Annotated in this window: 11 protein-coding genes; 7 read left to right on the forward strand and 4 right to left on the reverse strand. The window is 36.3% G+C overall.

Going from position 1 to position 16,460, the window contains the following annotated elements; genetic code table 11:
• The first annotated feature begins 216 nt into the window (after window positions 1–216).
• Window positions 217–507 (forward strand): co-chaperone GroES, encoded by a 291-nt coding sequence (locus ACJML3_RS00705; RefSeq protein ID WP_219937991.1) that lies wholly within the window; start codon window positions 217–219, stop codon window positions 505–507.
• Between the two features lie 21 nt (window positions 508–528).
• A complete protein-coding gene (gene groL, locus ACJML3_RS00710) occupies window positions 529–2,169 on the forward strand; it encodes a chaperonin GroEL (RefSeq protein ID WP_219937992.1) in 1,641 nt (546 codons plus the stop codon).
• A gap of 147 nt (window positions 2,170–2,316) precedes the next feature.
• Here the strand turns inward: groL and ACJML3_RS00715 are convergent, their stop codons facing one another.
• The gene (locus tag ACJML3_RS00715; RefSeq protein WP_406019738.1) at window positions 2,317–6,486 is read right to left on the reverse strand and encodes a DEAD/DEAH box helicase; all 4,170 of its coding nucleotides are present in this window, start codon (window positions 6,484–6,486) and stop codon (window positions 2,317–2,319) included.
• A gap of 235 nt (window positions 6,487–6,721) precedes the next feature.
• On the opposite strand from ACJML3_RS00715, the gene ACJML3_RS00720 reads away from it, so the two are divergent.
• Window positions 6,722–7,396 (forward strand): YitT family protein, encoded by a 675-nt coding sequence (locus ACJML3_RS00720; protein ID WP_406019740.1) that lies wholly within the window; start codon window positions 6,722–6,724, stop codon window positions 7,394–7,396.
• Between the two features lie 96 nt (window positions 7,397–7,492).
• A complete protein-coding gene (locus ACJML3_RS00725; protein WP_406019742.1) occupies window positions 7,493–8,656 on the forward strand; it encodes an MFS transporter in 1,164 nt (387 codons plus the stop codon).
• A gap of 386 nt (window positions 8,657–9,042) precedes the next feature.
• Here ACJML3_RS00725 and rpsT read toward each other — a convergent pair whose 3' ends face one another.
• From rpsT to ACJML3_RS00740, 3 genes are all read right to left on the reverse strand, one after another.
• Complete coding sequence (gene rpsT, locus ACJML3_RS00730) at window positions 9,043–9,306, reverse strand: 30S ribosomal protein S20 (RefSeq protein ID WP_219937888.1); 264 nt, start codon at window positions 9,304–9,306, stop codon at window positions 9,043–9,045.
• Between the two features lie 244 nt (window positions 9,307–9,550).
• Window positions 9,551–10,747: an extracellular solute-binding protein gene (locus ACJML3_RS00735; protein ID WP_406019744.1), complete on the reverse strand. Its 1,197-nt coding sequence runs from the start codon at window positions 10,745–10,747 to the stop codon at window positions 9,551–9,553.
• A 29-nt stretch (window positions 10,748–10,776) separates the two neighbouring features.
• Window positions 10,777–11,985 carry an extracellular solute-binding protein gene (locus ACJML3_RS00740; protein WP_406019746.1) on the reverse strand — a complete coding sequence of 403 codons (1,209 nt, stop codon included), beginning with the start codon at window positions 11,983–11,985 and terminating at the stop codon, window positions 10,777–10,779.
• 318 nt (window positions 11,986–12,303) lie between these two features.
• Here ACJML3_RS00740 and ribF point away from each other — a divergent pair, with 318 nt between their 5' ends.
• From ribF to lspA, 3 genes are all read left to right on the forward strand, one after another.
• Complete coding sequence (gene ribF / locus ACJML3_RS00745) at window positions 12,304–13,251, forward strand: bifunctional riboflavin kinase/FAD synthetase (RefSeq protein WP_406019748.1); 948 nt, start codon at window positions 12,304–12,306, stop codon at window positions 13,249–13,251.
• A 22-nt stretch (window positions 13,252–13,273) separates the two neighbouring features.
• Window positions 13,274–16,102 carry an isoleucine--tRNA ligase gene (gene ileS / locus ACJML3_RS00750; protein ID WP_406019750.1) on the forward strand — a complete coding sequence of 943 codons (2,829 nt, stop codon included), beginning with the start codon at window positions 13,274–13,276 and terminating at the stop codon, window positions 16,100–16,102.
• Window positions 16,102–16,460, forward strand: a 359-nt coding sequence (gene lspA, locus ACJML3_RS00755; RefSeq protein WP_406019752.1) for a signal peptidase II, incomplete at its 3' end; no start/stop codon positions are given. The genes ileS and lspA, both read left to right, overlap by 1 nt.

Raw genomic sequence — 16,460 nt, forward strand, 5'->3', positions numbered from 1 at the left:
TGTTCCTTATACCATAGTCTTTTATAGTCTCTATTGCCTGATTGTCCGATTCACTTCCACCTGATGTGAAAATTTTTTTTATTTTTTTTGTTTTTACTCTTGAATTATTTCTTTGAGTCCCCATTTTCTTTTTTGTACAGAATTTATTTTGTATTGTGCCTAGTAGAGCATAATACTTTTTTTGATTAGAACGGAAATATCCGTGGAGAAAAACAAATGAAATTAGTTCCTTTGTATGATCGCGTTATTGTTAAGCCATTTGAAGAAGAGCAGAAGTCAACAGGTGGTATTCTTTTAGGTAGCGCAACAGTTAAGTCAACCCGCGGTAAGGTTGTAGCAACCGGTAAAGGCCGTTTATTAGAAAATGGCAATACTGCAGCTTTAAGTGTAAAGGTTGGTGATACCGTTATTTATAACGAAGGCTATGGCTGCAAGAAAGAGAAGATCGATGGCGAAGAGGTTTTAATCCTGGCTGAGTCAGATATTTTAGCTGTAGTAGAAGAATAATATTTTTAGAAGGTAATTCAAATGTCAGCAAAGCAAGTTATTTTTGGTAATGACGCTCGTTCACAGATGTTAGAGGGCGTAAACATCTTAGCAAACGCTGTTAAGGTAACCTTAGGCCCTAAAGGCCGTAACGTAGTATTAGACAAGAGCTATGGTGCTCCTCTAATCACTAAGGACGGTGTATCTGTTGCTAAGGAAATTGAACTTGAAGGCAAGTTCCAGAATATGGGCGCTCAGATGGTTAAGGAAGTAGCCTCAAAGGCTAATGATGCTGCAGGTGACGGTACCACAACAGCTACAGTATTAGCACAGGCTATTGTAACTGAGGGCTTAAAGTCAATCGCTGCTGGTATGAATCCAATGGATGTTAAGCGCGGTATCGACAAGGCAGTTGCAGCTGCAACAGAAGAGTTAAAGAAGTTATCAATCAAGTGTGAAGACAAGAAGGCTATCGCTCAGGTTGGTACAATTTCTGCAAACTCTGATGCTACTGTTGGTAACCTGATTGCTGATGCAATGGAGAAGGTTGGTCGTGATGGTGTTATCACCATTGAAGATGGTCAGGGCTTAGAGGATAAGCTTGATCTTGTTGAGGGTATGCAGTTTGACCGTGGTTACTTATCACCATACTTCGTAAACAAGACAGAGACAGGTACTGTTGAGTTAGACAACCCATACATCTTATTATGCGACAAGAAGATTTCAAACATCCGTGATTTATTACCAATCCTTGAGGGTGTTGCAAAGGCTTCTAAGTCATTACTTATCATCGCTGAGGATGTTGAGTCAGAAGCTTTAGCTACATTAGTAGTTAACAACATGCGTGGTATCGTTAAGGTAGCTGCTGTTAAGGCTCCAGGTTTCGGTGACCGTCGTAAGGCAATGTTACAGGATATCGCTATCCTAACTGCTGGTACTGTAATTTCATCAGAATTAGGTATGGAATTAGAGAAGGCAACCTTAGACGATTTAGGCGTTGCAAAGCGTGTTGTAATCACCAAGGATAACACCACCATCATCGATGGCGAAGGTGATTCAGAGGCTATCAAGGATCGTGTAGCTCAGATCCGCAAGCAAATCGAAGATTCAACTTCTGAGTACGACCGTGAGAAGTTACAGGAGCGTGTTGCAAAGTTAGCAGGTGGCGTTGCTGTTATCAAGGTTGGCGCTGCAACTGAAGTTGCTATGAAAGAGAAGAAGGATCGTGTTGAGGATGCTATGCATGCTACTCGTGCTGCTGTTGAGGAAGGTGTTGTTCCAGGCGGCGGTGTTGCATTAGTTCGTGTAGCTAAGAAGATTGCAGGTCTGAAGGGTGACAACCAGGATCAGGACGTAGGTATTAAGGTTGCATTAACTGCAATGGAAGCTCCTTTACGTCAGATCGTAACCAACGCAGGTCAGGAAGCTTCAGTTGTTGCTAACGAAGTACGTAACGGCTCAGACAACTACGGTTATAATGCAGGTACAGAGCAGTACGGCGATATGATCGAGATGGGTATTCTTGATCCTACCAAGGTAACCCGTTCAGCATTACAGTATGCAGCTTCAATCGCTGGTTTAATGTTAACAACCGAGTGTATGGTTGCTGACGCTCCTCGTAAGGATGATGCTCCTGCAGCTCCTGCAATGGGCGGTATGGGCGGCATGCCAGGCATGATGTAATCATTTTTGAAAAAATGTACTATAATTAATATACGCTAGGAAGAACCCCCAAGACCCGTAAAAAGGCTCGGGGGTTCGTCGTTTTTAACCAAAAAAAATCTTCACTCAATTATTTGAGTGAAGATTTGTAGGAAAAGAAAGGAATTGTTAGCCTAGAAGATCTAGAAGTTCCTGTTCAGTGAGCTTCATAGCTTCAGAAGCTACATTTGCTGTTCCTTCAAGGAAGTCAGCTGCAACTTCTCTTTTCTTAGCATGAAGTTCAAGAATTTTTTCTTCTAATGAATCTTTAATAACAAGTCTGAATACGTTAACAGGTCTTGTCTGACCGATTCTATATGCTCTGTCTGTAGCCTGATCTTCAACGGCAGGATTCCACCAAGGATCAAGATGAACAACATAATCAGCACCAGTCAGATTAAGTCCCTGACCACCAGCTTTAAGACTGATTAAAAAAACGTCTCCAATGCCAGTCTGGAACTCATCAATTGCTTTAGCTCTAGCTTTTTCAGGAGTAGATCCATCAAGATACTGGTATGAAATCCCCTCTTTCTCAAGAAGATTTCTGATAATAGTCAGATATCCGACAAACTGACTGAACACAAGCAGACGATGACCTCCGCTTAATGCTTCATCAAGAAGATCTTTAAAAGCATCTGTCTTTGAGCTTGATTTAAACTTGAGTTCTTTTCCAAGTAAAGAAGGATCGCAACAGAACTGTCTTAACTTTGTAAGAGCTGAGAGGATCTGAAGTCTTCTTTGACCTGTTTTATTGATTTCAAGTTTGTTTTTCTCAAGATCTTCAAGAGTTGATAAACGCAGTGTTTCATACAGTTCTTTTTCTCTTTGAGAAGCTTCAACAGTAATAACCTGCTCAGTCCTTGGAGGAAGATCTTCTAAAACATCACCCTTGAGTCTTCTTAAGATAAATGGACTGATTAATAGCTTGAGCATTCTGTTTGCAATCTTGTCATCTGCTGCATTTGCAAACTTTTTGTGGAAATCGCTCTTAGAGCCTAACAAACCTGGATTTATGATATTGAAAATACTCCACAAATCATCAAGATTATTTTCAATTGGTGTACCTGTAAGAGCTAATGACATATGTGCATTAATAATTGATGCTGTTTTAGCTCTTTGTGTTGCTGAATTTTTTAAAGCCTGTGCTTCATCATAAACGGCAAGCTGCCATTGTATCTGAGACAGAGTAGGAGCTTCATTTGAGAGAAGACCATAACTTACGATAAGAACATCTCCTGATTTCATTGATGTAATTGTTGATTCTCTGTCTTCAGACAGTTTCAGTCTGTGAGTTTTTAGTGTTGGAGCAAATTTGTTGAGCTCATTTTCCCAGTTTGGACATACTGAGGTTGGAGCTGCAATCATAATTGGTCCTTTAGATGCAAAAGCAAGCATTGCACTTATAGTCTGAACTGTCTTTCCAAGACCCATATCGTCTGCAAGGCAGGCACCAACACCCCACTCTTCCATTCTGCACAGCCATTTAAATCCTTCAATTTGATAAGATCTGAGCTGAGCATTAAGTGTCTTTGGTACTTTAAAGTCTTTTTCAAGAGCCTTGTTTCTCTTTTCGACAATTGAAGAAACCTTCTTTGTAAATGAGCAGTTCATATCATCAAGCAAGGTTTCAACTGTATTTTGTGCAAGTGGATGAGATATCAGATTACCTTGCTTATCGAAGGTTGTAACGGTATTTAGTTTTTCAAGTCTCTTTTTCAGATCTGATGTTATCGATACATATGTCTGCTCATCAATTTTAATGTAATTACCATTTGAAGAATCTAGTGATTTTAATAATGATTTTAATGAAATATATCTTTCATCAGAGAGCTGAACATCTCCTGAGATTGAAAGATATGCATTTTCACCAAGGTCACCTTTAAGTTTGAAACTAGATGTCGAAATAGATCCTTGAACATAGAATTTTCTGCCTTCAGCCCATTCAAGAGTGCACTTGTCTTTTATACCATTGCACTGTTCTAAGAATGCAAGAAAATCAGACATATCATCAGTTGAGTAGGAGAAGTCAGAATCCTTGTACATATTATCAAGAGCAGGAATGCTATCAACGATTTCAATTGCATTCTTTTTTTCTTCACTCAGATCTCTTTTGAAAAGTACAGGTAATCCTGATTCTTTCTGATAAACAAGAATTGATTCTTCACCTTCTCCTGGAAGTTTATAAGGACAATTTTCCTCATCTGAAGCCTTTGCTCTGATCCTTACTTCGTAGTATTTACCATCTTCTTTTAAAAGAATAGTTGGCTTTACTTGAGCATTTTTTGATGCAGAATTTACCTCATAATGCATCTCTATGTCGGTACTTGTTCCAAAAGAGACTATTTCATCTAGAGCACTCTTTGGAAATTTTGTATTAGAATCCTTCAGTAAATTGATAAGATCCTGATGAACCTTTTCTATAGAATATATATATAGTTTTTTGTTCTTTTCATCTATAGTAAATTTCTTTTCTGAATCTCCATATTGTCCTGAACTAATGTTTATAGTAAAGAAATCACCGTCTTCTTTTACCTCAAGAGAAACTTTCTTTTTCTCTGCAGATAAATGTATATATTCTTCAGAAGCAAATTTCTTTAGGTAAATATATGGATGACCTATAAGAGATAGAAGAGTTTTGTTGCAAGAGAAACTGTAACTTGTTGAATTATATCTGCTCAGCATATCATGGCTTGCAGCAATAGTTTTATCCTGATCTGTCAGATAGTCAGCCTTTTCACCTCTAGCAGAATAGAAATATTTGACATCAAAGTAAGATTCGCTCTTAATATTATCATTTTCATCTAGAGTAATAACGCCAGGTGTTGGTAGTTGCAAAGAATCTTCATTGATCTCTCTAAAGATCCAGGCTAGCTTTTTTGTAGCCTTTTTAGTAGCTGTTACTTTTTTCTTTGTACTATCCTTTTTATCTTTGAGTTTTAAGATATCCTTGATTGAATTTATCTGATTTTTCCAGATGTTATCGCTGTTTATTATTGTAGAAAAATCAAAATACTCTGAATTGTTCAGCTCTGGAGCAAAGTCTGTGCCTGTTAGAGATTTTATAGTATTGTAAAAAGCTTTACAGATGAATGGATAACTAATCATAGTCTGTTTATAGGCAGAAATGATTTGATCTTTAATATCATCTGTTATTTCATAATCTTTGTCACAAGCAAGTGCACAAAGAATAATTATTCTGCAAGAAAGATTCGCTCTAAAATATGTATATATGTGACAGTTATAGACTTTATCGGAAAATGATGTTTTCTGGCCAGATCTCAGATCATTTAGAAATTTGATTGCTCCCATATAAAGAGTTACTAAGAATTTTGTTTCACTATCTTTATTTAGTTGAGATTCAATCTGCTTGTTCATATTTGATATCTCAGAGTTGGTCATCATTCTGCAGAAATTAATTAAAGCGATGACTTTTGACTCTTTGTTTATTTTTCCAGTCTTCTTCTTGTATTCTTTCTGGTAGGCAACAAGCAGTTTTTTTGCTTCTTCAAAATTACCTTTTAAGAACTTATCAAAAGCATGTACGAAAATTTGATCTTCATTAATACCAGAAAGACCAAATCTGCAGTAGTTTGCCATGGAAGAAAACAATGATGGATTTTCACTACCAACAGAAGTTCCTGGTATTAAAGGATCATATTCTTCATCCAGAAATAATGCATCCTGAATTTTTGTAAGAGCTATTTTTGTTTCATCTGAAAAATTTTTTGAAAAGTCCTTGTCATTGCAAATCTCTCTTATAGATTTAGCCAAATCTATTTTTCCATTTCGGAGGATCTTGTCAATTACATAATCAATTTCTTCTTCATAAAGAGGAATGTTAAGGTAAAGCTTGAGAAGAGCTTTTCCATCTAGCAAATCAGAATATTCTGGATCATGCTCTTCAATGTAATCAATAATATTTGCATAGCATTCAGCAGTTTCTGGATTTGACACTGCTAATTTTCTATATTCATTAATATATTCTTCATAACATGTTAATGTTGAGTTATTGTAATAACTGAAAGAAAAGAAATCATCATAGTCATCTTCATAGTAAAAGAAATCATCATATTCTTTTGGAATACTAGGGAATTTTTCGTTATCATTCTTTTTTAGATACTTTTCAATATCAATAGAAAATTTTTCAGAATTATTTGCAATGCGAAAAATTGGCTCGTATAAATGCAAACTGAAAGTTCTTTTTGCGATTTTAGGGAAAAATGCTATAACATTGAGTATTGATACGAATTCTTTTTTTGTTTCAGTATTCTGTTTTGATGAAGATTTTCTAGATGCCATGATGAAATTTCCAATTTTTATTGACCATGAGTATTATACCTAAAATTCAGAATTACTCTTTTATGAGATATAATTTTTTTTGTTGCAAAAAGTTGATAAAGTCTAATTCTTGCTAAATTTTCTCTTTAATAAAGAATGTAAAAGATCTTATTTTCTCTTTTCTCTTGAATTTGCTATGTAGCAAGAGTAAATTTCAGCAATTACAATTCTCTCCTGTTACAGATATATTCTTATTATGTTTTCTATTTCAAAATCTATTCTTAAAAGATATGCAGTATTTATTCTGTCAGTAATGATACAAGGTATTTCTATTTCAGTTATCACATATGCAGATATAGGAACAACTCCTATTTCATCACCAAATTATGTTCTTTCACTTCATTCAACTTTGACACTCGGTGATACAACTCTGATTTTCAATATTCTTCTTATTGTTCTTCAGGTTCTTTTGATATTTCTTGGTGAAGATAAACTAAAAGATCATGCCGTACGTCTTCTGATGCAGATCCCTATATGCATTCTGTTTTCAATCATGATTGATCTGGCAACTAAAATTATGATTTTTATTCTTCCTGTTCATATCGGATACATAACATCATGGATGCTTGTGATAACAGGAACATTCCTACTGGCTCTTGCAGTTGCATTGAGTGTGACCGCAAGTGTGGCAATGATATCTGGAGAATATTTCATCAAACTCTTTGCTCCACTGGTTCATAAAAGCTTTAGTTATGTAAAGACTTGTTTTGATGTTGTTTTAGTTTTATCGGCTGTAATCATTTCACTTTTCTTGACAGACTTTTGTGCAATCGAAGGTGTTAGAGAAGGTACCGTTTTTGCAGCACTTAGCACAGGTCCAATAGTGCATTTTCTGATCCCAAGATTAAAGTGGATAACAAAATATTTTTAATAAACTGGTTAATATTGTGTATAAAACAATAGAACAAATGAAATCTGTTTTGTACTAGAATGCCAACTATGAGGTAGCTTTATAGGACTGTTTCTTATGAATAATAAAAAAATGCTTCTGGCAAACAAACTTTCTTTTGGTATTTTAGGTGCACTTGAAGCAGCATGGGCGCCAATGGTTCCATTTGTGAAATCAGCAATGAATCTTAATGATGGACAATTTGGACAGCTTCTTTTATCTATGGGATTGGGGTCTCTTATTGCTCTTCCATTAGTTGGTCCTTTAGTGTCCCGTTTCGGTCCAAGAAAAGTAGCTATAAGTTCAGGTATTCTTCTTGGTTTAAATCTATTTGGAATTACCATTGTAGATTCACCTTATCTTGTAGCATTCATGCTTGCACTGTTTGGTGCATCCTTAGTTTCCATCGATGTTGCATCAAATATTAATGCAGTTGTAGTCGAATCTATATTCAAAAAACCGCTTATGTCAGGATTCCATGGAGGATACTCACTTGGAACACTGGTCGGCGCAATGATTGTATCCATGCTCCTTACACTTGGTTTTAGTGTAAGTATGTCTGCACTTTTCATGTTTATTTCAATGTCAGTGCTTTGTATTATTTCCCTTCAAAGTCTTGTATCTGAAATAAAATCATTCAATGAAGAAAATTCATCTTTGAATAGTGATGATAGCAAACACAGAAAGTTCAACATTCCACCTGTAATCATTGTTCTAGGAATTCTTTGCTTTATCATGTATGGATCAGAAGGTGCACTTCTTAGCTGGACAGCTGTTTTTGCCACTCAGAACAGAGGTATCGATCCTACAACAGCAGGCTATTTCTATACTTTCTTTGCAATTACAATGACTGTATCCCGTTTTACAGGAAATTCAATTGTTACAAAGTTCGGAAGAAGACTTACTGTAGTAACAGGCGCTGTGATGGTTTCATTAGGTTTTATGATAACTGCAATAGTTCCATACAGTATAGGTATGATGATTGGCTTTAGTATCATCGGACTTGGCGCTGGTAATATCGTGCCACAGCTTGTTTCATTTACAGGAACAGTAAAGGGAATAAGAGTGCAGTCAGCTATTTCGCTAATAAATGCTGTTGGTTACTCAGGTATTCTTTTAGGACCTGTTATCATCGGACATGTATCTAATATGAGCTCACTTGAGTGCAGTTTTGAACTTTTAGGAGCGGCAGTAGCAGTTGTTGCTTTGATAAGTTTCTTCCTTATGAAAAAGAAAAATTAGTTTTTCTATCACAAAGATCGGTCTTTAAGACCGATTTTTTTTGCATTGAATTTTGATAAAAGAAAGAATGAATTGTGCTTATATAAAAAAATAGCCCATTGCAAGTTATCAATGGGCCTTCAGGAATATATTATGAAAAAAGTCACACCAGCTAGTATTCAAAAAATCTGTAATCTTAACTGATATACTTCTTAGAGTGCTAAAAAATAAAAAAGTTCAAAAAAAATTTTAAAAAATTTAAAAAAAATAGAGAAAAGTAAATAACCAATTGAAATGTAAGAGATTAATAAAAAATATTTTTTTGCAGAAGATGTTTTAGATAGAAAAAATCGTTTAAAAAATAAAAAACCTCGCATCAAGCGAGGTTTCCTATGAAAAAGAATGGATTACTCCATGTTCTTAATCTTAGCTGCAAGTGTGCTCTTATGACGAGCTGCTTTATTCTTGTGAATTAAGCCCTTGCATGCAGCACGGTCTAAAACTGGCTCAGCAATAGCGAAAGCTTCGGTTGCTTTAGCCTTATCGTTAGACTCGATAGCCTTTAAAACATTCTTGATTAGAGTGCGCATCTTTGAACGTGCAGCAACATTACGCTGACGTGCTTTCTCAGCAATAACTACGCGCTTCTTTGCAGATTTAATATTAGGCACAGATAGCTCCTGACATTTAAATAAATTGCCACTGTCCTTATTGATGTGGCACTAAAAAATATTGCTGTATTCTAGCAAAAAAAAATAAAAATTGATAGCTAGATACTAAAATTTGAACGCTATTTTACAATAAATTTTTATTCAATGCCAAAAGAATATTAAAAAAAAACTTCTTTTGCTTGTTGAATAAGAAAAAAAACAAGGCTGACAATAAGTCAACCTTGCTTTAAGAGGCGTATTATGACTATTCCTTAATTTCTTTTACAGCCTTATCTAAAATTGCCTTGATATCAGCTTTTTCATTTTTAATTGCATCTTCAAAAGCATCTTCCATGCTCTCCCAAACATCTTTCATTTTTGGATCAGATGGCATGTCAATGGCATTTGCAGCCTGATTTGCCATTGCTGTTGCAACTTCATCCTGAATTATCAGTGGATTTGCTAGCAGTTCTTTTACAGGTGGAAGTTCAGCGCTCTTTTGATATCTAATCATTGCATATCTTGGCTGACTTGCGTAAACAAGGAATTTTTCTACAAGATCCTTATTTTTTGATTTCTTTGTAATTGCATATCCCTTTACACCAAAGAAAGGTGCAATTCTCATTCCGTTAGAGAGCTTTGGTAAAGTGCCAACCGCAAAGTTCACTCCACTACGCTTGTATTTGTCTAAACCCCAAGGTCCGTTGATAACTGCAGCTGCCTGGCCATTGATAAACATGTCATCAATAACATCTAAACCTTTTTTCTTATCAAGCGCAGTCTTTGGAATATAGTTTCTTGTGTAATCAGCTACAAGCTTGGTTCCCTTTACAGCACCTTCATTGTTAAGTCCTATGTCATCGGTATTGTATGTTCCATCTGAATTTATACCGAAAATATATGAACCATATGCTGACAGGAATCCATAGCTGTAATACAGATTATCAAGTTTACCGATAAGACCGTATTTTCCTTGTTTTTGACGCTCTTTTGCTAAAGCTTCATATCCAGCCATAGTATCAATAGGATCCTTGATGATATCTTTGTTATAGAAGATAACTAAAGACTCAATGGAACGAGGTATAGCATAAGCTTTATTATTAACTGTAAAAGGTTTTACAGAAGCAGGAATGAATTTTGTTTTTTCTGTATTCATAACAGAAATATCAGCAACAATCTTCTTCTTTATCGCTTCATTAACTTTGTCAGAAATTAAAATGAATGCATCTGGAAGGCTCATTCCGTTTTTGCTCAGTTTTTGAACTTCTTTAAACTGCTTAATTGAATCTTTTTCAACTAATACAACTTTACAATCATAATCTCTTTCAAAGTCCTTTGCAGCCTGTTCAAGACTTGATGCCTTGTTCAGATCTTCCCAGACTGTAATTGATGTTTTTGCAACTGCAGTACCGCAAAGAGCAATACCTAACAGCACAGCAGATAAGACGGTTAATTTTTTCATGATGAATCCTTTTATCTTATTAGTTAAAACTATTTGTCATACTGAGCTTTGATATTTTCAACAGCTGTATCAAGCAGTTTTTTTGTATCTGGATGTTTAGATGAAATAGCCTGATAAAGAGCATCATTCATAGGCTGCCAGACATTACCTATTTCCTTGATTGAAGGCATTGGATCTGCTTTTTCTGCCTGAATAGCGATACCTGATGCAAAATCATCATTCAGAATAAGAGGATTTGATAAAACTGACTTCAATGGAGAAAGTTCTGCTGTTGCCTCATAACGTTTTATGGCATTTTTCTCTTCATTTATGACCTGTATGAATTTCATTGCAAGCGATTTGTTTTCAGATTTTGCATTTACAGCATAACCTTTACATCCAAAGAATGGTCTTGGACTTTTACCATTTGATAGAAGAGGCAGAGGTGCAATACCGTAATTTACACCAGCTCGTGCAAATTTTTGTAGTGACCAAGGTCCAGTAATTACTGCTGCTGCTTTTCCTTTAATGAACAGCTCATCCATAAGTTCCCATCCTTCATCCGTAGACATTGCCTTTGGCATGTAGTTTTTTGCAAAATCAGATATCTTAGAAAGACCATCTGATGCATTATTGAAATTCAGTCCCACATCATCTCTGTTGTATGAACCGTCAGCATTGATACCGAAAATATATGCACCGAATCCACTTAAGATTCCATATGAAAAATAGAAATTATCAAATTTTGCAAGAAGTCCATATTTTCCTGTGCCTGCTTGCTTTTTAGAATAATCTATATATTCATTGAAAGTTTCAAAAGGATATTCAACAACATCCTTGTTGTAGTAAACAACAAGTGTTTCAACACTTCTAGGAGAAGCATAATATGTTTTGTCTAATTTAAAAGCATCAGCAGTTGCTTTTAGATACTGTTCATGATCTTCATTCATAAATTCAAGAGGACTAACAGCATTCTCATGAATTGCCATCCCTAATTTATCTGACATCATTATGAATACGTCAGGGGATCTTTCATTTTTTGAATTAAGTTCAATTACCTTTTCAATCTGATGAACTGAATCATATTGAGACAATTCAATTTCGCAGTCATATCTGTTTTCAAATTCTTTTGCAACTTTTGTAAGTGCCTGAATTCCATTTTGATCCGCTTCCCAAACAATGAGTTTGTCTTTAGCAAAAGCCTGATTGCCAAGAAGGCATAATGATAGGCAAAAAGCAATTTTTGAAAGTGTTTTCATAGTGTCTCTCATATAGCTGATTAATAATGAATATGAACATGAGTTCATAATATTTCTATAGGATAAAAAACTGTATTGAGCAAAATTTATATTAAGAAAATGCAGAAACTATCATGAAATGAAATAGAGAATAGTTAAGCAGATAAAGCTAAGATCATTTAATCTTTAATAAATACAATTTGGAAATGAGAAAATTAAGCAAGTTTGTGTGAATTTAGGTATAATTAGCATTTATATTCGAAAACTGTCGGTATTTTTAGATATTTGAACTGATACTGCAGTGATTAGCTCTTAAAAAATTAACTGATTGAGTAGAGAATGCGTTTAATCCGCTGTCTGTCTGATTTTAAAGGAACACAAAGAGGAATTGCCTTAGCTATTGGCAATTTTGATGGTCTTCATAAAGGTCATCAGGCTGTGATTGAACGAATGAAGATGGAAGCTAAAAAATATCAGCTTGCAAGTGCAGTAATGATATTTGAGCCTCAGCCTCTAGAGTTTTTTTCAAAAGATCATTCTCCTGCTAGGATTTATTCAATCAGAGATAAGCTTCAGGCTCTTGAAGTCTGTGGCGTAGAGCTTGTTTTCTGTATGAAGTTCAACAAGGAATTTGCATCAATGAGTGCACAGCAGTTTGTTGAAAATCTGCTGTATGAAAAGCTTGGTGTAAAAAGTGTAACCGTAGGAACCCTTTTCAATTTCGGAAAAGGTGGAATGTATACCATAGAAGATATCCGACAGATAGGCGAAAAATTTGGTATGAAAGCTCAGGCTATTGAAGGTGTAAATCTCAATGGAGAGCGAGTATCAAGTACCCTTATAAGATCATATCTGCAGATGGGTAAGCTTGACCTTGCAAAAGATGCTTTAGGTCGTTATTACTCAATGTCAGGTAAGGTGGTTAGGGGAAATCAGATAGGAAGAACATTAGGTTTTCCTACTGCAAATGTGAACATAAACCGTCTTGTCTGTCCTTTAAGGGGTGTTTATGCCGTAGCAGTTTTGCTAGGTGGAAAGCTCTTCAAGGGAATGGCCAATATAGGATACAGACCTACAGTGGTTCTAGGACAGAAAAAGTCTATTCTTGAAGTTAATATATTTAATTTCAATGAGGATATTTACGGTGAAAATATCGTTGTCTTCTTTATTAAAAAGATGCGCGATGAAGTTAAATTTTCAAGTATTGATGAATTACAAGAAAAGCTTTTGCAAGATAAAAAAAACACAGAGGATTTTCTTGTAAGCAAAAATTTTGAAGGGTTTTAATTTTATTATTTGGTAGAAAAAAATGGCTGATTATAAAAATACCTTAAATCTTCCTAACACAGAGTTTCCAATGCGCGGTAATCTTGCTGCACGTGAACCTCTAATGCTTGCAGACTGGGAAAAGAGAAGTCTGTATCAGAAGATTCGTACTGCAAGAGCTGGTGCAAATATGTTTGTTCTACATGATGGTCCTCCATATGCAAACGGCAACATTCATATTGGTCACTCAATTAATAAGGTATTAAAGGATATTATTGTAAAGTCAAAGACCTTAAGCGGTTTTGATTCTCCTTATATCCCAGGTTGGGACTGTCATGGTCTGCCAATTGAAGTAAAAGTTGAATCTCTTGTTGGAAAGCCAGGCGTTAAGGTAGACGCTGCAACCTTCAGAAAAGAATGCCGTAAATATGCTCAGTCACAGGTAGACGGCCAGCGCAAGGATTTTAAGCGTCTTGGTGTATTAGGTGATTGGGAAAAACCATATCTTACTATGAACTATAAGACTGAAGCTGATACTTTAAGAGCTTTAGGCAAGGTTATTGAAAACGGTCATTTCGTACGTGGTTTAAAACCAGTTTACTGGTGTATTGACTGTCAGTCTGCTTTAGCTGAGGCTGAAGTTGAATATGCTGATGTAAAATCAGATTCTATCTATGTTCGTTTTGCATCAACTGATGACGAGAAAGTTCTATCAACCTTCAATGCAAAAGGGCAGGGTGAAGGCCCTATCTCCTGCGTAATCTGGACTACAACACCTTGGACATTACCTGCTAACAGAGCAATCTGTATGAATGATCAGCTAAAGTACTCTTTAGTTCAGGTAGAGACTTCAAATGGTAAAGAGCGCTTCATTATGGCAACCGATCTTATCGAAACTGTAATGAAAGAGTGCTCAATTGAAAACTATTCAGTTTTGGGTGAGGAAGTTTCAGGAAAGGCTTTAGAGCTTCAGCGCTTTGCTCATCCTTTTATCAATATTACAGTTCCTGTAATTTTAGGTGCACATGTAACCTTAGAAGCTGGTACCGGATGTGTTCATACAGCAGGTGGACATGGTCTTGACGATTACAACGTATGCGTAAAATATGGCCTTGAAATCTATAATCCTGTAGGCCCTGATGGCTGCTTTAAGGATGATGTTGAGTTCTTTGCTGGTCTTAACGTATTAAAGGCCAATCCATCAGTAGTTGATGTATTAAAGCAAAAAGGTGCACTAGTAGCATTAAAGGTTATTTCTCACAGCTATCCACACTGCTGGCGTCATAAGACCCCTGTAATTTTCAGAGCAACTCCTCAGTGGTTCATTTCAATGGACGGCAAGGGATTAAGATCAAAGGCTCTTGAGGAAATCAAGGGAGTAAAGTGGATCCCTGCTTGGGGCCAGAACAGAATTGAGGCAATGGTTAAACAACGTACTGACTGGTGTATTTCACGTCAGAGAACCTGGGGTATGCCATGTGCAGTTCTAATCAATAACGAAACAAATGAGATCCATCCTGATACTCCTGCAATCATTGAGAAGATTGCAAAGGCAGTTGAAAAGGATGGTATTCAGGCTTGGTGGGATCTGAAAGTTGAAGATCTTATCGGCGCAGAAGAGGCTAAGAACTATCACAAGGATCCAAATACTCTTGATGTATGGTTCGACTCAGGTTCAACTCAGTTCTCTGTTGTTGATCAGCGTGAAGAGTTTAAGGGCCACAGTGCAGATTTATACCTTGAAGGTTCAGATCAGCACAGAGGCTGGTTCATGTCATCTTTAATGCTTTCTGTTGCAACTAAGGGTTATGCTCCATATAAGCAGGTTCTGACTCACGGCTTTACAGTTGACGGTCAGGGCAGAAAGATGTCAAAGTCACTAGGTAATGTTATTGCTCCTCAGGAGATCATCGATAAGTTAGGTGCTGATGTATTACGTTTATGGATTGCATCAAACGACTATACAGGTGATATGGCTGTATCTCACGAGATTTTCAAGCGTTCATCTGATGCATATCGCCGTGTTCGTAATACTGTAAGATTCCTTCTTGCAAACCTCAATGGTTTTGACCCTCAAACAAATACTGTTGAGTTCAATGATATGGTTGAACTTGACAAGTGGGCAGTATCATTAACTGCAAAGACTCAAAAAGAAATCATCAAGTGCTATGACGAGTATGATTTCCACAAGGTTGTTCAGTTACTAATGAACTTCTGTTCAATTGAGCTTGGTTCATTCTATCTTGATATTATTAAGGATCGTCAGTATACAGCCAAGGCTGATTCAAAGGCACGCAGATCATGTCAGAGTGCTCTTTACATCATTGCTGAGGCATTAATCCGCTGGATTGCTCCTATTCTTTCATTCACAGCACAAGAAGCATGGGAAGCAATGCCAGGTAAGAGAGATGAGTTCGTATTCACATCTAAGTGGATAGAGAATATCAATGAGCTTGATGAGTCTTCAGAGTTCAATTCTGAATACTGGCAGAGAATGTTAACTTTCAGAAACGAAGCTAACAAGGCAATTGAGACAGCTCGTAACAATGGAGTTATCGGTGGCTCTCTTGAGGCAAATGTTAAGGTATTTGCAAAAGATCAGCTGTTAGCTGACCTTCAGAAGCTTGATAATGAACTATGCTTCATGCTGATCACATCAAAGGCTGAGGTTGTTTCAGAGCCTGCTCCTGAGAATGCATTCAAGTCAGAAGTTCTAGACTGTGCTTTCATTGTAGAGAAGTCTCAGGCTAAGAAGTGTGAAAGATGCTGGCACTATGAGGATGAGGTTGATGCTGATCCTGAGTTCCCAGGTCTTTGCCCTCGTTGTATCGAGAACATTAAGGCTGCAGGCGAAAATAGACGTTTTGCATAATGTTTAAGATTAGCTTCTATAAAAATGCTAACGGCTGGAAGTATCTGGCCGTCAGCCTTGCAGTAATTATTCTTGATCAGCTTACTAAAGGGCTAATCAGGAATAATATTGAACTTAATTCCATCGGTTATTCTGTAACTCCGTTTTTCAGCATAGTTCATGTTCATAATGAAGGTGCTGCTTTCAGTTTTCTATCTGATGCAGGTGGCTGGCAGAGATACTTTTTCCTATCTGTCTCATCACTGATATCTGTATTTTTATTCTTTTATCTTTTACATACTGATAAAGAAAAAAAATATACCTGTATTTCAGTAACACTTATTTTAGGTGGAGCTATTGGTAATCTGATAGATAGAGC

This window comes from Succinivibrio sp. (assembly GCF_045124615.1).
Taxonomy (GTDB): domain Bacteria; phylum Pseudomonadota; class Gammaproteobacteria; order Enterobacterales; family Succinivibrionaceae; genus Succinivibrio; species Succinivibrio faecicola.

Coding starts and splice junctions, on each gene's coding strand:
- ACJML3_RS00705 (WP_219937991.1), top strand. CDS start 217: ATGAAATTAGTTCCTTTGTATGATCGCGTTATTGTTAAGCCATTTGAA.
- groL (WP_219937992.1), top strand. CDS start 529: ATGTCAGCAAAGCAAGTTATTTTTGGTAATGACGCTCGTTCACAGATG.
- ACJML3_RS00715 (WP_406019738.1), bottom strand. CDS start 6,486: ATGGCATCTAGAAAATCTTCATCAAAACAGAATACTGAAACAAAAAAA.
- ACJML3_RS00720 (WP_406019740.1), top strand. CDS start 6,722: ATGTTTTCTATTTCAAAATCTATTCTTAAAAGATATGCAGTATTTATT.
- ACJML3_RS00725 (WP_406019742.1), top strand. CDS start 7,493: ATGAATAATAAAAAAATGCTTCTGGCAAACAAACTTTCTTTTGGTATT.
- ACJML3_RS00735 (WP_406019744.1), bottom strand. CDS start 10,747: ATGAAAAAATTAACCGTCTTATCTGCTGTGCTGTTAGGTATTGCTCTT.
- ACJML3_RS00740 (WP_406019746.1), bottom strand. CDS start 11,985: ATGAAAACACTTTCAAAAATTGCTTTTTGCCTATCATTATGCCTTCTT.
- ribF (WP_406019748.1), top strand. CDS start 12,304: ATGCGTTTAATCCGCTGTCTGTCTGATTTTAAAGGAACACAAAGAGGA.
- ileS (WP_406019750.1), top strand. CDS start 13,274: ATGGCTGATTATAAAAATACCTTAAATCTTCCTAACACAGAGTTTCCA.